Raw genomic sequence first — 16,240 nt, 5'->3', positions numbered from 1 at the left:
ATCAGCTATTCCCAGCTGGTCGGGGAGTTTGCCCTGTAGCAACCGCCTGCACCGCCAGCCCCCACGCCGGCTTGCCCTGCCGCCGCTCTCCCGCTCGAGCCAGTTATTCTAGCAGCCCCGCCTGGCGCGTCGGCCATCCGGCCAGTTCCTGCTCGGCGATGTCGGCCAACGCCGCCAGCCAGGGCGGCGATTCGTTGAGGCAAGCGATGTAATGGAATTGTGCGCCACCGGCATGCAGGAACTCGTCCCGGACCTCCATGGCGATTTCTTCCAGGGTCTCCAGGCAATCGCTGGTAAAACCGGGACAGACCACATCGATGCGTCCTATCCCGTCACGTCCCAATTGCGCCACGGTCGGCGCGGTATAGGGCTGCAGCCATTCGGCGCGCCCGAAGCGCGACTGGAACGTCACCAGGTATCGATCCGCCTCCAGTCCCAGTGCCTGCGCCAGCAAGCTGGCTGTGTGCAGGCATTCGTCGTAATACGGGTCGCCCAGTTCATGGGTACGGCGAGGCACGCCATGAAAGCTCATCACCAGGCGCTCGCCGCAGCCGTGCTCGGCCCAGTAGGCCTGCACCGACTGCCGCAAGGCATCGATGTAGGCCGGATGCAGATGATAGTCACGCACCAGGCGCAACGCCGGGATATTGCGTACCTGCCGATAATGGGTGAACACGGCGTCGAAGATCGAGGCGGTGGTGGTACCCGAATATTGGGGATAGGCAGGCAGCACCAGGATACGCTGGCAACCCTCTGCCTTGAGCCGCTGCAGCACGTCCGGCAGAGCGGGATTGCCGTAGCGCATGGCGTGCTCGACGCGCACCTGGTGGCCGCGACCGGCCAGCAACCGGCCCAGTCCGGCAGCCTGTTGCCGGGTGTGCACCATCAACGGCGACCCCTGCTCGGTCCAGATGGTGCGGTACTTGGCAGCCGAGCGCGAGGAGCGAAACGGCAGGATCACGCCGTTGAGGATGAACCACCATACCGCGCGCGGGATCTCCACCACCCGTGGATCGGACAGGAACTGCTTCAGGTAGCGCCGCACCGCCGTGGTTTCGGCGGCGTCGGGCGTGCCGAGGTTGACCAGCACGACGGCGGTGCTACGGTCGGTGGGAAGCGGGGGCTCTGGTTTGAATGACATCGAATCGGGATAGAAGGAGGAACGCTCAGGACGCCAGCAATTCGCGCGCATGCTTGCGGGTGGTGGCAGTGATCTCGAGTCCGCCCAGCATGCGGGCGATTTCCTCGACGCGCGACTTGGCGTCGAGCGCGTCGATGGTCGACAGCGTACGTTCACCCTGGCTGCGCTTGCTGACCTGGAAGTGCTGGTTGGCCTGGCTGGCCACCTGCGGCAGGTGCGTCACGCACAACACCTGGTGCTCCTGCCCTAGGCGGCGCAGCAGGCGCCCCACCACTTCGGCCACGCCGCCGCCGATACCACTGTCGACCTCATCGAAGATGAGCGTCGGCGTGCCTGTGGCGTGCGATGCGATCACCGAGATGGCCAGCGAGATACGGGCCAGTTCGCCGCCGGAGGCGACCTTGGCCAGCGCGCGCAACGCCACGCCGGCATGTCCGGCAACCTGGAATTCGACCTGCTCCAGGCCATGGGCGGCGGGCTCGCCGCCGTGCAGGGCGATGGCGAAGCGACCGCCCGACATCGACAGGTCCTGCATGGCCGCCGTGACGGCCGCGCCCAGCGCCTCGGCGGCGGCCGCGCGCGCCCGGGACAGCTTGCCGGCGAGGGCCAGGTAGGCCGACTTCAGCTTGTCTTCCTGCGCGCGCAGCGCGTCGAGGTCGCTGGCGTCGGCCAGTTGCCTGAGTTGCTCCGACAGGCTGGCGTGTTCCTGCGGCAAGTCGTCCGGCTGCACGTGGAACTTGCGGGCGGTGGAATGAATGGCTTCCAGGCGCGACTCGACCTCCTGCAGCCGGGCCGGATCGAGCTCGACCCGCCCCAGGTAGTCGTTGAGGGCGTAGACCGCCTCCTGCATCTGGATGCGCGCCGGCTCCAGCACGTCGAGCACCGGCTTCAAGGCAACATCGACATCGGCCAGCTTGCCCAGCTTCTGGGTGATCGACGACAACTGCGACAGCATCGGCGCGTCCGATTCGGAGATCGCCAGCAAGGCCTCCTGGGCGCCGCCGATGAGCGCGGCGGCATGCGACAGGCGGGTGTGCTCGGCGCTGATCTCGTCCCACTCGCCAGGCTTCACGGCCAGCTTGTCCAGTTCGCTTACCTGCCATTGCAGCCGCTCGCGCTCCAGCAGCACATTGCGCTGGTCCTGCTCGAACTGTTCGCGCTGGCGGGCCAGGGCGCGCCAGTGGCGATGGGCGCCGGCAACCTCGCGCACCAGCTCCAGCAGCCCGGCCTGGCTATCGAGCAGGTGCCGCTGGGCATCGGGTTTCATCAATGACTGGTGCGCATGCTGGCCGTGGATGTCGACCAGCATTTCGCCCAGTTCGCGCAACTGGGTGGCGGTGGCGGCGCTGCCGTTGACGTAGGCCTTGGAGCGCCCGGCGTTATCGATCACCCGCCGCAGCAGCACGCCGCCGTCCTCGTCGTGGTATTCGTTGGCCTCCAGCCAGGCCTGCACTTCGGGCGTCGGGGTGAAGGCGGCGCTGATGTCGGCCCGCGCGGCGCCCTCGCGCACGACGCTGGCGTCGCCGCGACCGCCCAGGGCCAGGGCCAGGGCATCGATCAGGATGGATTTGCCGGCGCCGGTCTCGCCGGTGAAGACGGAAAACCCGCGTGCGAATTCGAGCTCGATGGCGTCGACAATGACAAAGTCGCGAATCGTGAGGGTACGCAGCATGATGTCCTGGACAGGTGGATGGCGCGATGGGCGGGCAGCTCGCTGCCGCATCAGTTGGCGCCTATTGTAGCCGCCCTTCCAGCGACGGATATTCGTTCCAGTGCAACTTCTGGCGCAGCGTGTCGAAATAACTCCAGCCCTGCGGGTGCAGGAAGGTGATCTTGTGGGCAGAGCGGCGAATCACGATCCGGTCGCCGTGCAGCACGCTGGTCAGCGACTGCATGTCGAAGTTGGCACTGACCTCGCGCCCCGCCACCACCTGGATGACGATTTCGCAAGAATCCGAAATGGTAATGGGCCGATTCGACAGCGCATGCGGCGAGATCGGCACCAGTACGATGCCGTGCAGGCTGGGGTGCAGGATCGGGCCGCCGGCCGACAGGGCATAGGCGGTCGAGCCGGTCGGGGTGGCCACGATCAGGCCGTCGGAACGCTGGTTGTACATGAAGCGGCCGTCGACCTCGACCAGCAGCTCGACCATGCCCGAGGTGGCGCCGCGCGCCACCACCACATCGTTCAAGGCCAGCGCATGGAAGATCTCGACGCCTTCGCGAAACACCCGCGCCTCCAGCAGCGAACGCGACTCGGCCTCGACCTTGCCTTCGAGCATATCGCCCAGGGACGGTATCATGCGGTCCTGGGAAATATCGGTGATGAAACCCAGGCGGCCCTGGTTGATCCCGATCAGCGGCACGTTGTAAGGCGCCAGTTGGCGTGCAATGCCCAGCATGGTGCCGTCGCCACCGACCACGATGGCCAGGTCGGCGTGCTGCCCTATCTGTTCCGGCGTCATGGCGTCGTACCCGTCCAGCGCGACGTTGTGGGCGGTCTCGGCCTCGAACACCACGGTGTGACCGTGCGACTCGAGGAAGACGGCAATCTCGGACAGCAGTTCGGTAATGCCGACCGCCTGAAACTTGCCGACGATGGCGATCGTCTTGGGTACCGCTGCCTGGATGGGTAATTTGATGGGCCACATGCTGCGGATTAGAACATAATTTGATGTTGCCCAGAACCTGGCGCAACGCATTTCGCGCATACCGGCGCGATGCGCCCACCCAAAACGCCGGTGACGGCCTGCCTGCGCGGACCCGGCTGTCGAGCCCGCCCCGGACGTCCGCCCCGACCGGGCCGGCGCCTGTTGATCATGAAAATGAATGCCAATGAATGAAATTGCAAGCTCCGCTCGCGCACCGGCCGTCAAGGCGGTCCTGTTCGACCTCGACGACACGCTATGGGCGATCCAGCCGGTGCTGGTGCGCGCCGAGACCCTGTTGTTCGACTGGTTGCGCCAGAATGCGCCACGCATCACCCGCACCCACACCATCGCCAGCCTGCGCGAGCGCCGCATGGCGCTGCTCGAAAGCGACCCGGTGTACCGCATCGACCTGTGGAAGCTGCGTCATGCCGCGCTGACCGAGGTATTTCTCGAACACGGCGAAGACCCGGGACTGGTCGAACACGCCATGGCGCTGTTCTCCGAAGCGCGCAGCACCGTCGACCTGTTCGACGACGTCGAGCCTGGCTTGCGGCGACTGGGCCAGACACTGACCCTGGGCTCGGTGTCCAATGGCTTCGCCAACCTCGATCACATCGGCCTGGCCGGTCATTTCAAGGTCTCGATCGCGGCCCACACCTTCGGCCGCGCCAAACCCGACCCCGCCATCTTCCACGCCGCCTGCGATGCGCTGGGCATCGCCCCCGCCCACACCGTCTATGTCGGCGACGACCTCGCACTGGACGTGCGCGGCGCCCAGCAGGCCGGGTTGCGCGCGGTATGGATGAACCGCTTCGAGCGCCAGCTGGAACCCGGCTTTGCACCGGACGCCATCTGCCGCGACCTGCATGAGCTGCAACACTGGCTGCAACAGCTGGATTGACCGTCCAGCGGCTTATTTGCCACGAGGTCAAGCCAAGCACCGCTTTTGCATCGATTAGTCGTTAGAATAGTAAGCATGCAACTCGACAACCGCGCACGTACTCTCTTGAAGGCCCTGGTCGAACGGTATATCGCCGACGGCCAGCCTGTGGGTTCGCGCGCGCTGTCCAAGCTGTCGGGGCTGGAACTGTCGCCGGCCACGATCCGCAACATCATGGCCGACCTGGAAGAGATGGGCTTTGTCGCCAGCCCGCACACCTCGGCCGGCCGGGTGCCCACGCCGCGCGGCTACCGCATGTTCGTCGATACCTTGCTGACGGTGGAGGCGATCGACGAGAGCGCCCTCGAAGGCCGCATGCAGAACCGGTTGCAAAACACCTCGCCGCAGAAGATCATCACCAACGCCGCCCAGGTGCTGTCGTCGCTATCGCAGTTTGCCGGGGTCGTCATGACGCCCAGGCGCGAAGCGGTGTTCCAGCAGATCGAATTCCTGCGGCTGTCCGAAAAACGCATCCTGCTGGTGATCGTCGACCAGGGCGGCGACGTGCAGAACCGCATGTTGCTGACCGAAGTCGACTACACCCCGAGCCAGCTGACCCAGGCCGCCAACTACATCAACCAGCATTATGCGGGCCAGTCGTTCGAGCAGGTTCGACTGCGCCTGCAGGGCGAGCTGCGCCAGTTGCGCGACGACATGACCATGCTGATGCAGGCCGCCGTGGAGGCCGGCAGCGACGCCATGAGCGAAGATGCCGACAACAACGTGGTCATTTCCGGCGAGCGCAACCTGCTGTCGGTCACCGACCTGTCGTCCAACATGAATTCGCTGCGCCAGCTGTTCGACATGTTCGAGAAGAAGACTGGCCTGCTGCAATTGCTCGACGTGTCCAGCAAAGCCACGGGCGTGCAGATATTCATCGGGGGCGAATCGCAGCTGGTGCCGATGGACGACATGAGCATCGTCACCGCCCCCTACGAGGTCAACGGCCGCATCGTCGGCACGCTGGGCGTGATCGGCCCCACCCGCATGGCCTATGAACGGGTGATCCCGATCGTCGACATCACCGCCAAGCTGTTGTCGAGCGCGCTGAGCCAGCACTAGACAGGCGCGTTTGTTCGGCCGTAAAAAACCGAAAGCCACGTGAAACCACGTGGCTTTCGGTTTTTCGGCCCCGCAGGCCGGCTCTTGACCGCTTTTTACTTCTTCGGCCGACGGCAGTTCTTGCAGTGGCCATACAGCGCCAGGGCGTGGTCGGCGATCTCGAAACCGTGCTCCTGGGCAATCTTGAGCTGGCGCTTCTCGATTTCGGCATCGAAGAATTCTTCCACCTTGCCGCAATCCAGGCATACCAGGTGGTCATGGTGCGAACCCTCGTTGAGCTCGAACACGGCCTTGCCGGTCTCGAAGTGATTGCGCTGCAGCAGGCCTGCCTGCTCGAACTGCGTCAATACCCGATACACGGTCGCCAGGCCGACGTCGAGGTTGTCCGACAACAATTGCTTGTAGACATCCTCGGCGCTGAGGTGGCGCACGCTGGTGTTCTGGAAGATCTCAAGGATCTTCAGGCGCGGCAGGGTAGCCTTCAGGCCGCTGGCCTTGAGTTCGGAGGGATTATTGGGCATGGTTGAGTAAATTGGAGGTTATCTGGCTTATCATATAGCGCTTTAGGTCCATGGTTCAACCCGGTTGATATCTTTCTTTATGCGTATGCTGCCCCGAATGAAGTCCCGAAGCCACTCCGTGGCGACCGGCCGCCTTGCCATCCTGGCGGCGGCGCTGACGCTGGCCATGTCCGGCTGTTCCTCGACCAAGACCCCCGACACGAGCGCCGCGGCAGACACTTCCGGCGTGAAGGTATCGGGCAAGAGCGGCAGCCTGTTCGGCTTTTTGCGGCCTTATCGCATCGACATCCAGCAGGGCAATTTCGTCTCCAAGGAAATGGTCGCCCAGCTGCGTCCGGGCCTGACCCGCGACCAGGTGCGCTTCGTGCTGGGCACGCCGCTGTTGAACGACATGTTCCACGCCAATCGCTGGGACTACGATTTCCGCCTGGCCAAAGGCAACGGCGAAATCATGGCCAGCCGGGTCTCGGTATTCTTCAAGGATGACCTGGTCGAGCACATCGAGGGCGGCGAGAACCTGCCCACCGAAAGCGAATACCTGACCCTGATCACCAACGCCAAGACCGGCTCCAAGGCCAAGCTGGTCGACTCCGATACCAAGCCGGCGTCGCCGCAGGCGCCCACTTCCGCCAAGCCTTGACCATCCAGCAACCTCACTGACCCGATATCCCATGGCCGTCCTGAAAATCGCGGTAGCCGGCGCCTCCGGGCGCATGGGCCGCATGCTGATCGAAGCCATCGTCAATGCCGACGATCTTACCCTGTCGGGCGCCCTCGACGTGGCGCAGTCGCCGGCGCTGGGCACCGATGCCGGCCTGTTCCTGGGCCGCGCCACGGGCGTGACGATCACCTCCGAACTGGCCACCGGCCTGGCCGGGGCCGACGTCCTGATCGACTTCACCCGTCCCGAAGGCACGCTCAAGCATGTCGAGTATTGCGCCGCGCATGGCGTCAAGGTCGTCATCGGCACCACCGGCTTCGAGCCGGTCGGGCGCGAACTGATCGCCGGTGCTGCGCACAAGGTCGCCATCATGGCCGCCCCCAACATGAGCGTGGGCGTCAACGTCACCCTGAAGCTGCTGGAAATGGCGGCCAAGAACTTCGCCCACGGCTACGACATCGAGATCATCGAGGCGCACCACCGCTTCAAGGTCGACGCGCCCTCGGGCACCGCACTGAAGATGGGTGAAGTCATTGCCGACTCGCTGGGCAAGAAGCTCGACGACGTTGCCGTCTACGCCCGAGAAGGCGTCACCGGCGAGCGCGATCCATCGTCGATCGGCTTTGCCACGGTGCGCGGCGGCGACATCATCGGCGACCACACGGTGCTGTTTGCCGGCATCGGCGAGCGGGTCGAGATTTCGCACAAGTCGTCCAGCCGCGTCGCCTATGCGATGGGCAGCCTGCGCGCGGCACGCTTCCTGGCCGACAAACCGACCGGGCTGTACGACATGCAGGACGTGCTGGGCTTGCGCTAAGCCGCCCTGCCGGCCAAGCTAGTGACGAGTCGCTGCCGCACCAGGGTTGGTCCGGCAGCGATTTTTCTTTTACGGCCATGGCCGTTTCGACATGAGGTCCAGATATGGAATCGACAACCGGATTTGCCCATTACTGGGCGCAAGGCGACGCCGTGTCGCACACCGTGGCCTACCTGCTGCTGCTGATGTCGGTGGCCAGCTGGTACTACATCCTGGCCAAGGCCTGGTCGGCCTGGCGCATCCGGGCCGGCAGCAATGCGCTCGACGATTTCTGGCAGGCACCGACGCTGGTCGACGCCATCGGCGCCATGCAGGGACTCGACACCGAGGCGATCTACACGCCCCTGGCCGAACGGGCTGCTGCAGCCGCCGACGTATCCCATCGCCAGCAGCCGGGAGCCTCGCTCAATGCCGCCACCGACCCTGGCGAGCTGATCACCCGCACCTTGCGGCGCGAGATCAACCGTGTCTCGGCGCGCCTGGAGCGCGGCCTGACGCTGCTGGCCTCGGTCGGCTCGACCGCGCCCTTCGTAGGGCTGTTCGGCACGGTCTGGGGTATCTACCATGCGCTGGCGGCGGTCTCGGCCAGCGGCACGGTACAGATCGACAAGGTCGCCGGCCCCGTGGGCGAGGCGCTGATCATGACCGCGCTGGGCCTGGTGGTGGCCATTCCCGCCGTGCTGGCCTATAACGCCTTCACCCGCATCAACCGCGTGCGCCTGGCCGAGCTCGATGGCTTCGCGCACGACCTGCACGCCTACCTGACCACCGGTGCGCGCGTGGGCGATGCCGACCGGAGGGCCGCATCATGAGCTTCGGCGGTTTCAACGACAACCAGAACCCCGGCCCGATGGCCGACATCAACGTCACGCCGATGGTCGACGTGATGCTGGTACTGCTGGTGATCTTCATCATTTCGGCGCCGCTGTTTACGCACGCGGTCAAGCTCGACCTGCCCACCGCCAGCTCGGCGCCGGCGCCCGAAAAACCCGAGACCGTCACCATTGCCATCGACGCCGCCGGCAAGTTGTACTGGAACGACCAGGCCGTCGGGATGGACGCGCTCGATGCCCGCCTGGCCAGCGCCGCGGCGCGCCAGCCGCAACCCGAACTGCAGCTGCGCGCCGACAAGTCGACCCGCTACGAGATCATTGCCGAAGTGATGTCGGCCGCCCAGGGCGCCGGCCTGACCAAGCTCGGCTTCGTCACCGAACCCAAGAAAAAGTAAGGCAACCATGGCAAGCGTACAACTGGCGGGCGACCGCATCACCGACTGGGAAAGCTTTCACGACCTGAGCGCGCAAGCGTTCGGCTTTCCCGATTTCTATGGTCGCAACATGGACGCCTGGGTCGATTGCCTGTCCTACCTGCGCGACGACGACGGCATGTGCAAATTCAAGCTCAAGCCCAAGGAGATGCTGCGTATCGAGATCACCGGCAGCGCCGACCTGCATCGCCGCTTGCCCGACCTGGTCGAGGAAGTCGAGTTCTGCTGTACCGCCATCAACGACCGTTGCGAGGACTACGACGAGGCGCCGGTACTGGAACTGGCCTGGAAGTAGTTCGCCCGCTCGAAACCACCGGGTGATGCCAAGACGGCAACCCGTTGACGCGCGCGTGACGCCACCTCAGTCGATCAGTTGGTCGCCGTCATAGAACGGATAAGGCCCATCGAATTGCCCGATGAACGCGGTATGGCTGACCAGCGAACGGCTCGCCTCATCCCACCAATGCAACTGGAAGCCGGGTGGTTCCATCACGAAGGCCGACGGTGCCTGTCGGTCCAGATCAAGATCGACCTGATGCGACACTCCCGGGCAGGTCGACGCCAGGGTCCCGGCAAAGCGGCTCTGGATGGCGCGATGCAAATGACCGCATAACACCCGCTCGACCTGCGGGTGCTTGCGCACCACTGCCGCCAGCGCCTCGGGATTGGCCAGCCCCATGTCGTCCATGTGGCCGATGCCGGTGGTAAATGGCGGATGGTGCATCGCGATCACGGTCGGCCGCAGCGGCTGCCGTGCCAGCGTATGGTCCAGCCATTGCAGGCTCCCGGGTGCCAGTTCGCCGCCGCTGGCGCGCGGAATCACCGTATCGAGCGCCACCATGCGCAGCGGACCGATATCGACCACGTATTCGATACGCTCGCCGCCCTGCTGCAGGTAGTCGTGCGCCGGAAACGCCGCCCGCAAGGCCTCCCGTTCGTCGTGATTGCCCGGCAACAGGTAATAAGGCCGTTGCAGCGGCGCCAGCAACTGGCGCAGGAAAGCGTATTCGCCGGGCTTGCCGAAGTCCACCAGGTCGCCCGTGATCACCACCGCATCGGGCTGCTGGCGCAAGGCATTGAGTTGCGCCACGCAGCGCCGCAGGCTTTCGGCGGTGTCCACCACGCGATACGATTTCATGCCATCGGTCTTGATGTGCAGGTCGGAGATTTGGGCCAGGATCATGCTGCCTCCCCGACCGCCGGCAGGCGCACCAGCGCCGACAGCGGCACCTCCAGCGCCACCCCCTGCCCGCCATGCCAATGGCCGCGTCGCGCGGTCTCGGCGATCAGCGGATGCGGCGCGCCGATGTCGATCTCGAGTCGGGTACGGTCGCCCATGAAGAAGCTCGACACCACCTTGCCATTGAACATGCCGGCCATGTCCGCACGGCCTTCGGCGGGCCGCTGGCCTGGCGCGAGATCGATCACGCGCACATCCTCGGGGCGGAACATGGCCGTCGCCACCTGTCCTTCGGCGACCTGCCCGGCCAGCGCCAGGCTGCCTGCCGGCGTCTGCAAGCGACCGCCCGACACCACGCCCTGTACCCGGTTCATGGCGCCGATGAAATCGGCCACGAACGCATTGGCGGGGTGATAGTAGATGTCCTGCGGGGTGCCGACCTGGGCGATGCGTCCGCGCTCCATCACCACGATGCGGTCGCCCAGCGCCATCGCCTCGCCCTGGTCGTGGGTTACATACACGGTCGTGATGCCGAGGCTGCGCAACAACTGGTTCAAGTCGCTGCGCACGGCCTCGCGCAGCTTGGCGTCGAGTGCGGTCAATGGCTCGTCGAGCAGCAGCACGCGCGGCTCGACGGCCACCGCGCGGGCCAGGGCCACGCGCTGCTTCTGCCCGCCCGACAGCTGGTCCACACGGCGTCGCGACAGGCCCTGCAGATGCACCATCTCCAGCAGCCGCTCGACACGCGCGGCGCGCTCGGGTGCGGCGATCTTGCGCAGCTTCATGCCATAGGCGATATTTTCGCCCACGCTCATGTTGGGGAACAGCGCGTAGTTCTGGAACACCATGCCGACGCCGCGTTTCTCGATCGGCAGCGCCGTCACGTCGTCGTCGCCGAACCATACCCGACCGGGCGCATCGGGAAACTCCAGGCCGGCGATCATGCGCAGCGTGGTGGTCTTGCCACAACCCGATGGCCCCAGCAACACCAGGGTCTCGCCGGCCTCGATCTCGAGGTCCAGCGGCTGCAGCGCGCGGTGGCCACCCGCGAAGGATTTGGCACAGGCGGCCAGGCGTATCGATACAGCTTGCTTCATGGACTTGCCCTCTTGTCTGCGAACCGCGTCACCCACTGCATGCCCACCAGCAGCGGAATGATCATGAAAAAGAAAATCAGCGTGTAGGCCGAGCCGACCTCCAACCGCATCGATGCATAGGCGTCGGCCAGGCCAACCGGCAGCGTCATGGTCAATGGCGTATGCAGCATCCAGGTGATATTGAATTCACCGATCGACAGCGTCACCACCATCAGCGAACCGGCCAGGATGCCGCCACTGACATTGGGAACGACGACCCCGAAGAAACGCCGCAGCATGCCGGCGCCCAGGCTGGCGGCAGCCTCCTCGAGCTGCGCCAGTTGCGACGACTGCATCACCGCCAGCACCGGGCGCACCATGAACGGCAGCACGAACAGCACGTGTCCCACCAGGATGAACAACAGGCTGCCGCGAAACGCCCGGTACTGGCCATAGGCCATGATCAGCGCCAGCGCGGTGGCCAGTCCCGGCACCGCCACCGGCATCATCAGCAGCTCTTCGATCACGCGCGCCAGGCGACTGTTGCCCCCGCGATAGCGCGCCAGCATATAGGCCAGCGGCACCCCGGTGGCCAGCGTGACCAGCAGGCACGACAGGGCGATGAAGATGGAGCGCCAGATGGTCGGCTGGTACATCTCCCAGACCTGTGCCACCCAGCGCAGGGTCAAGCCGCTGGAAATGCCGACGAAGAAATTCTCGGTCAACCCGGCCACCATCGACAGCAGCACCGGCACGATCATGAAGCTGCACACCAGCAGCGTGAAGGCCAGTTGCAGCCAGAATCGCAAGTCACGTCTCATGCATCGCTCCTCATGCCGCCGCAGCCACGCCGTTGCCGGCCAGCGAACGGGCCAGCGCCAGCACCAGCCAGGTAATCGCACCCAGCACGACCGACAGCGACGCGGCAGTGGCGAAGTTGGCGTAGCCGGTGAATTCGTTATAGATGGTCATCGGCAGTACATCGATATTGGCCGCCAGCGTAAAGGCCGTGCCGAAGGCGCCCACGCTGGTGGCAAAGCAGATCGCGCCCGACGAGATCAAGGCCGGCGCCAGGGCCGGCAGGATGACCTGCAACAGCACCTGCCAGGGCCGCGCGCCCAGCGAACGCGCCGCTTCTTCCAGCGAAGTGTCGAGCTTGGCGGCAGCGGCGGTCACGGTCAGGATCACGCGCGGGATCGAAAAATACAGGTAACCCAGGAACAGGCCCGGCAAGGCATAGGCAAACACAAGCGGCTCGCCCAGCAGCCAATCGGTGAAACGGCTGACCAGGCCCTGGCGGCCGGCCAGCATGATCACCATGAAGCCCACCACCACGCCGGGGAAGGCCAGCGGAAAGGTCAACATGGCCAGCAACATCGAATGCCCGAAGAACCGGTTGCGTTGCAGGAACAGACCCACCGCCACCGAGATCGCCAGCGTCACCAGCGTGACTGCCGCCGACAAGGCCAGCGTCGACAGCAGGCTGGTGAAGTAATGGCGGTTGGTGAGCACCGCCAGATAGGCCATCGCCCCGCCCGGCCCGCTGGCGCCCACGCCGACCAGCCGCACCATCGGCAGCAGCCAGAAGGCGCAGAACAAGGCCACGCCGGGGGCGGCGAAGCACAGCCAGGCGCCCTCGCCACGCCTGGTGCCGTGCGCCGGCGGCGCCGTTGAAAGACGGCTTGCATCCATGGTCTGTCCTGCCCCGCGCATCAGCGCACTTCCGCCAGGTAGCGCTCGCCGAACTTGCGCTGCGCCTCGGCCATCTTGCCGTAGTCCACCGGCTTGGCGCGGGCATAATCGGCCGCCGGCAGGAAGCGCGACTCCGCTTGCTTCGACATGGCCGAGGCGCGCACCGGACGCAGGTAGGCATTGGCCCAGATGGCCTGGCCCTGGTCCGACAGCAGGAAATCCAGCACCTTCCTGGCCTGCTCCGGGTGCGGGCCATTCTTGGCCAGCGCCACCACGTAAGGGACGGTCACGGTGCCTTCGGTGGGAATGACGAAGGCGACGTTGGCATGGTCCTTGTATTTGGCACGGTAGGCATCGAAGTCATAGCCCAGCAGGATCGGGATCTCGCCCGAGATCAGGCGCGCATACGAGGTCTGCTTGGGCACGATGGGCTGGTTCTTCTGCAGGTTCCTGAAAAAGCCGATGGCCGGCGAGAAATCGTCCAGCGTGCCGCCCAGCGCCTGGTTGATCGCCACCGCGCCGACATAGCCGACGAAGGCGCTGGCCGGGTCGAGGTAGCCGACCAGCCCCTTGTACTCGGGTTTTTGCAGGTCCTGCCACGACCTGGGCACCGGCTTTCCCTTGAGCGCATCGACATTGACCATCAGGCCCATGGTGCCGGAGTGGATGGTGGTCCAGTAGCCGTCGGCGTCCTTCAGTGCGGCGGGCACTTCGTTCCAGTGGGCCGGCTTGTACGGGCTGACCAGGTCCTTGCCGCGCGCCTCGATGCCGAAGCTCACGCCAAGGTAGGCGAAGTCGGCCACCGGGCTGGCCTTCTCGGCCAGCATCTGGGCCAGCGCCTGGCCGCTGTTCTTGTTGTCGGGCGGCACGGTGATACCGGTCGTGTCCTTGATCGCCTTGATCTGGGACGCCCAGTCCGCCCATTCCGGCGGACAGTTGTAGCAGATCGCGGTCTGCGCCGAAGCGGCCAGGCAGGCCGACAGCATCGCGCTGCCGACCAGGGTTTGGATAACACGTTTGCCGAACATCTCGGTTCCCCTGTAAATGAAGTGGAGGTGGTTGAAAAACTGCTGCGAAATTCAGGTGCCTGCCAGCGGACTCACCGAGCCGCCGCTGCGTATGCCGTGGGCCAACACTTGCCGCCCCGGCCCGGCCGGCGGCGCCGACTTGCCGCCACGCTGCTCCAGCAGTGCCAGCAAGGTGCGCAGCGCGACGTCGCCGATCTGCTCGGACGGCTGCACCACGCTGGCCAGCACCGGCTCGACCAGGGCCCCGATCGGGATGCCATCGAAGCCCATCACCGACATGTCCTGCGGCAATCGCAACCCCAGCGCGCGCAGGTCGCGCATGGCGCTCATGGCCAGCATGTCGTTGGAACAGAACAGGGCACTTGGCCTCAAGCCAGGATCGGCCAGCATCTGCTGGTAATCGGCGGCGGCCGTCAGGGTGTGCAATTCGAGTTCGATCGGCGGCATCGGCTCCACCCCACCGGCGCGCATGGCGTCGAGATAACCCAGGTAGCGCTGCATGGCGCGGTCGGACGCATCGAAACGGCCCGACAACATGCGGATGCGCCGGTGGCCAGCCGCCAGCAGGTGGCGCACCGCATCGCAGGCCGCAGCGCGGTTGTCCACCGACACCGACGCCCGGGGCGGCATGCCCGGCTGCGGATCGGGCAACTGGTTGTACGTCAGCACGAACGGAATGCGTTCACGCTCGAGCAAGTCCAGCGTGGCGTTGGCACCGGCGTCGGCGACCGTCAGGATGATGCCGTCGACGCGGTGCGCCAGCAGCAGTTCGACCGCGGCGCACTCCTCGGCCGGCTGGTATTCGGTGGTGGTGAACATGACCGAGTAGTCCAGTGCGCGCGCGGCCAACTCGATGCCTTGCAGGCATTGTGCGAATACCGTGTTGGTCAGCGTGGGCAATACCACGCCGATGGTGCGGGAGCTGCCAGCGCGCAGGTTACGGCCGGTGAAGTTGGGCCGAAAACCCAGTTGCGCGATGCTGCGCTGGATCCTGTCGGCAGTCTCGGCGCTGACCGTACCGGGATGATTGAGCAAGCGCGATACCGTCGCAATCGAGACCCCGGCCAGCGTGGCTACCTGTTTGATGGAAGGTCGCATGGAATACCCACGTCATGAAAACGATTTCATGATGCCCGCTGAATATGACCACGTGATGACCCTCGCCACGCCGCATCATGCCGGGTTCGCTCCCTTGAAGCCGGGGCCATGGCGTACCGGGCGGGCCGCTGTGACGAGCCCGCCACATATCGACGAGGCATTTTCAGTGATTTTTTGAGAGTTTTCCGATGGCAATTGCATTGCCCGCTAGACAACATGTGATGGCGGCATCGCCCGGATTGCAGGGTCGACAAGAAAAACGTGAATGACAACGCCCGCCGCAGACCACTCTCAACCTATCCAAGGAGCTTTTATGAACCAGCGCATCGTCATCAACTCCACCCTGCTGCTGGCCGCAGCATTGGCCGCCCCCATCGCAGTGGGCGGGTCGGCCCATCTGCAGGTACGCGGAGTGATCCGGCCCAGCGCCTGCGTACCGGTGCTGCAAGGCGATGGCACGGTCAACTATCCCAATCTCAGCTACCGCAACCTGGACCAGACCGAAGCCACCAAACTGGCCACCCGCGAGGTCGAACTCAGCATCAACTGCGACGCACCGACCAGGGTAGGCATTCGCGCCACCGACAACCGCAGCGCCAGCAAGGTCGCATTGCCCGATGTGATCGACCAGAAAGCCACATATGGCCTGGGCAAGGTGGGCAATACCAACATCGGCGCCTACCGGGTTGCCATGCGGAAAATCGTCGGGGACGGCGCGACGCTGGATCTGCTGGCGCGCGGTGTGCAGGCCGGCAGCGCCTGGACCAGGAACACCACGGGTGGCGTGCGCACCGACCAGACCCTGTCGTGGGGCACACCCGGCAGCCTCGCCGTGGGCAACTACCAGCGCATCGTGGCCACCCTGGACGTGACCGCCGTGCTGAACCGGGCAAGCCTGCTGCCGGCCAACGAGGCCATCAACCTGGACGGCTCGGCTACCCTCGAACTGGTCTACCTCTGAGCCTGGCGATGCCGGCGGCCGGCGCCGATATCGAAAGCAGGATCGGCCGCCAACGCTAGGTCAGCGGCGGGGCGAGCCGGGATAATGCAGGGGTTCCGTTTTCCCAACGCGCCCCTTGCCATGCAAGAGAAATACAGCCCAGCCG

19 protein-coding genes are annotated in these 16,240 nt (G+C 65.3%); 9 read left to right on the top strand and 10 right to left on the bottom strand.

The window, feature by feature from the left end; translation table 11 throughout:
* Positions 1–103: 103 nt before the first annotated feature.
* The 3 genes from hemH to PMI40_RS18305 all read right to left on the bottom strand — a co-directional run bounded on the left by hemH (position 104) and on the right by PMI40_RS18305 (position 3,792).
* Complete coding sequence (gene hemH / locus PMI40_RS18315) at positions 104–1,141, bottom strand: ferrochelatase (RefSeq protein ID WP_008118430.1); 1,038 nt, start codon at positions 1,139–1,141, stop codon at positions 104–106.
* 25 nt (positions 1,142–1,166) lie between these two features.
* Positions 1,167–2,813, bottom strand: a complete 1,647-nt coding sequence (gene recN / locus PMI40_RS18310; RefSeq protein ID WP_008118428.1) for a DNA repair protein RecN — start codon at positions 2,811–2,813, stop codon at positions 1,167–1,169.
* A 61-nt stretch (positions 2,814–2,874) separates the two neighbouring features.
* The gene (locus tag PMI40_RS18305) at positions 2,875–3,792 is read right to left on the bottom strand and encodes an NAD kinase (protein WP_008118426.1); all 918 of its coding nucleotides are present in this window, start codon (positions 3,790–3,792) and stop codon (positions 2,875–2,877) included.
* Positions 3,793–3,976: 184 nt separating this feature from the next.
* Between PMI40_RS18305 and PMI40_RS18300 the strand changes: the two genes are divergently transcribed.
* Positions 3,977–4,693, top strand: a complete 717-nt coding sequence (locus PMI40_RS18300) for an HAD family hydrolase (protein WP_008118425.1) — start codon at positions 3,977–3,979, stop codon at positions 4,691–4,693.
* Between the two features lie 75 nt (positions 4,694–4,768).
* Positions 4,769–5,794 carry a heat-inducible transcriptional repressor HrcA gene (gene hrcA, locus PMI40_RS18295; protein WP_008118423.1) on the top strand — a complete coding sequence of 342 codons (1,026 nt, stop codon included), beginning with the start codon at positions 4,769–4,771 and terminating at the stop codon, positions 5,792–5,794.
* A 95-nt stretch (positions 5,795–5,889) separates the two neighbouring features.
* On the opposite strand, the gene fur is transcribed toward hrcA, so the two are convergent.
* Positions 5,890–6,315 carry a ferric iron uptake transcriptional regulator gene (gene fur / locus PMI40_RS18290; protein ID WP_008118421.1) on the bottom strand — a complete coding sequence of 142 codons (426 nt, stop codon included), beginning with the start codon at positions 6,313–6,315 and terminating at the stop codon, positions 5,890–5,892.
* A gap of 97 nt (positions 6,316–6,412) precedes the next feature.
* On the opposite strand from fur, the gene PMI40_RS18285 reads away from it, so the two are divergent.
* The 5 genes from PMI40_RS18285 (at position 6,413) to PMI40_RS18265 (ending at position 9,355) form a co-directional block, all read left to right on the top strand.
* Positions 6,413–6,955 carry an outer membrane protein assembly factor BamE gene (locus tag PMI40_RS18285; protein ID WP_008118419.1) on the top strand — a complete coding sequence of 181 codons (543 nt, stop codon included), beginning with the start codon at positions 6,413–6,415 and terminating at the stop codon, positions 6,953–6,955.
* 31 nt (positions 6,956–6,986) lie between these two features.
* Complete coding sequence (gene dapB, locus PMI40_RS18280; RefSeq protein WP_008118417.1) at positions 6,987–7,793, top strand: 4-hydroxy-tetrahydrodipicolinate reductase; 807 nt, start codon at positions 6,987–6,989, stop codon at positions 7,791–7,793.
* Positions 7,794–7,897: 104 nt separating this feature from the next.
* The gene (locus PMI40_RS18275) at positions 7,898–8,605 is read left to right on the top strand and encodes a MotA/TolQ/ExbB proton channel family protein (protein ID WP_008118415.1); all 708 of its coding nucleotides are present in this window, start codon (positions 7,898–7,900) and stop codon (positions 8,603–8,605) included.
* Complete coding sequence (locus tag PMI40_RS18270) at positions 8,602–9,021, top strand: biopolymer transporter ExbD (RefSeq protein WP_008118414.1); 420 nt, start codon at positions 8,602–8,604, stop codon at positions 9,019–9,021. Before PMI40_RS18275 ends, PMI40_RS18270 begins: the two co-directional genes overlap by 4 nt.
* 7 nt (positions 9,022–9,028) lie before the next feature.
* Positions 9,029–9,355, top strand: a complete 327-nt coding sequence (locus PMI40_RS18265; RefSeq protein ID WP_008118413.1) for a barstar family protein — start codon at positions 9,029–9,031, stop codon at positions 9,353–9,355.
* A gap of 66 nt (positions 9,356–9,421) precedes the next feature.
* On the opposite strand, the gene PMI40_RS18260 is transcribed toward PMI40_RS18265, so the two are convergent.
* Genes PMI40_RS18260 through PMI40_RS18235 form a run of 6 tightly spaced genes read right to left on the bottom strand, consistent with a single transcriptional unit; the run spans position 9,422 to position 15,134 of the window.
* Positions 9,422–10,243, bottom strand: coding sequence for a phosphodiesterase (locus PMI40_RS18260; RefSeq protein ID WP_008118411.1), 822 nt, complete (start codon positions 10,241–10,243; stop codon positions 9,422–9,424).
* Complete coding sequence (locus tag PMI40_RS18255; protein WP_008118408.1) at positions 10,240–11,337, bottom strand: ABC transporter ATP-binding protein; 1,098 nt, start codon at positions 11,335–11,337, stop codon at positions 10,240–10,242. Before PMI40_RS18255 ends, PMI40_RS18260 begins: the two co-directional genes overlap by 4 nt.
* A complete protein-coding gene (locus PMI40_RS18250) occupies positions 11,334–12,137 on the bottom strand; it encodes an ABC transporter permease (RefSeq protein WP_008118407.1) in 804 nt (267 codons plus the stop codon). The genes PMI40_RS18255 and PMI40_RS18250 overlap by 4 nt, the downstream gene beginning before the upstream one ends.
* 10 nt (positions 12,138–12,147) lie before the next feature.
* Positions 12,148–13,008: an ABC transporter permease gene (locus PMI40_RS18245; RefSeq protein ID WP_008118402.1), complete on the bottom strand. Its 861-nt coding sequence runs from the start codon at positions 13,006–13,008 to the stop codon at positions 12,148–12,150.
* A 20-nt stretch (positions 13,009–13,028) separates the two neighbouring features.
* Entirely contained in the window at positions 13,029–14,036 is a 1,008-nt protein-coding gene (locus tag PMI40_RS18240; protein WP_008118400.1) for an ABC transporter substrate-binding protein, read from the bottom strand.
* Between the two features lie 51 nt (positions 14,037–14,087).
* Positions 14,088–15,134 (bottom strand): LacI family DNA-binding transcriptional regulator, encoded by a 1,047-nt coding sequence (locus PMI40_RS18235; RefSeq protein ID WP_008118398.1) that lies wholly within the window; start codon positions 15,132–15,134, stop codon positions 14,088–14,090.
* Here PMI40_RS18235 and PMI40_RS24115 point away from each other — a divergent pair.
* Both PMI40_RS24115 and PMI40_RS18230 read left to right on the top strand, forming a co-directional pair.
* On the top strand, positions 15,133–15,312 hold the full coding sequence (locus tag PMI40_RS24115) for a hypothetical protein (RefSeq protein ID WP_157221610.1): 180 nt from the start codon (positions 15,133–15,135) through the stop codon (positions 15,310–15,312). The genes PMI40_RS18235 and PMI40_RS24115 overlap by 2 nt on opposite strands.
* Before the next feature lie 135 nt (positions 15,313–15,447).
* Entirely contained in the window at positions 15,448–16,095 is a 648-nt protein-coding gene (locus tag PMI40_RS18230; protein WP_008118396.1) for a DUF1120 domain-containing protein, read from the top strand.
* Positions 16,096–16,240 lie beyond the last annotated feature (145 nt).

The sequence above is a fragment of the Herbaspirillum sp. YR522 genome, assembly GCF_000282575.1.
Classification (GTDB): domain Bacteria; phylum Pseudomonadota; class Gammaproteobacteria; order Burkholderiales; family Burkholderiaceae_D; genus Herbaspirillum.
The sequence above is the reverse complement of the archived record's forward strand: the minus strand, read 5'-3'. Positions and strand labels throughout refer to the sequence as shown.

Coding starts and splice junctions, on each gene's coding strand:
- hemH (WP_008118430.1), bottom strand. CDS start 1,141: ATGTCATTCAAACCAGAGCCCCCGCTTCCCACCGACCGTAGCACCGCC.
- recN (WP_008118428.1), bottom strand. CDS start 2,813: ATGCTGCGTACCCTCACGATTCGCGACTTTGTCATTGTCGACGCCATC.
- PMI40_RS18305 (WP_008118426.1), bottom strand. CDS start 3,792: ATGTGGCCCATCAAATTACCCATCCAGGCAGCGGTACCCAAGACGATC.
- PMI40_RS18300 (WP_008118425.1), top strand. CDS start 3,977: ATGAATGAAATTGCAAGCTCCGCTCGCGCACCGGCCGTCAAGGCGGTC.
- hrcA (WP_008118423.1), top strand. CDS start 4,769: ATGCAACTCGACAACCGCGCACGTACTCTCTTGAAGGCCCTGGTCGAA.
- fur (WP_008118421.1), bottom strand. CDS start 6,315: ATGCCCAATAATCCCTCCGAACTCAAGGCCAGCGGCCTGAAGGCTACC.
- PMI40_RS18285 (WP_008118419.1), top strand. CDS start 6,413: ATGAAGTCCCGAAGCCACTCCGTGGCGACCGGCCGCCTTGCCATCCTG.
- dapB (WP_008118417.1), top strand. CDS start 6,987: ATGGCCGTCCTGAAAATCGCGGTAGCCGGCGCCTCCGGGCGCATGGGC.
- PMI40_RS18275 (WP_008118415.1), top strand. CDS start 7,898: ATGGAATCGACAACCGGATTTGCCCATTACTGGGCGCAAGGCGACGCC.
- PMI40_RS18270 (WP_008118414.1), top strand. CDS start 8,602: ATGAGCTTCGGCGGTTTCAACGACAACCAGAACCCCGGCCCGATGGCC.
- PMI40_RS18265 (WP_008118413.1), top strand. CDS start 9,029: ATGGCAAGCGTACAACTGGCGGGCGACCGCATCACCGACTGGGAAAGC.
- PMI40_RS18260 (WP_008118411.1), bottom strand. CDS start 10,243: ATGATCCTGGCCCAAATCTCCGACCTGCACATCAAGACCGATGGCATG.
- PMI40_RS18255 (WP_008118408.1), bottom strand. CDS start 11,337: ATGAAGCAAGCTGTATCGATACGCCTGGCCGCCTGTGCCAAATCCTTC.
- PMI40_RS18250 (WP_008118407.1), bottom strand. CDS start 12,137: ATGAGACGTGACTTGCGATTCTGGCTGCAACTGGCCTTCACGCTGCTG.
- PMI40_RS18245 (WP_008118402.1), bottom strand. CDS start 13,008: ATGGATGCAAGCCGTCTTTCAACGGCGCCGCCGGCGCACGGCACCAGG.
- PMI40_RS18240 (WP_008118400.1), bottom strand. CDS start 14,036: ATGTTCGGCAAACGTGTTATCCAAACCCTGGTCGGCAGCGCGATGCTG.
- PMI40_RS24115 (WP_157221610.1), top strand. CDS start 15,133: ATGGAATACCCACGTCATGAAAACGATTTCATGATGCCCGCTGAATAT.
- PMI40_RS18235 (WP_008118398.1), bottom strand. CDS start 15,134: ATGCGACCTTCCATCAAACAGGTAGCCACGCTGGCCGGGGTCTCGATT.
- PMI40_RS18230 (WP_008118396.1), top strand. CDS start 15,448: ATGAACCAGCGCATCGTCATCAACTCCACCCTGCTGCTGGCCGCAGCA.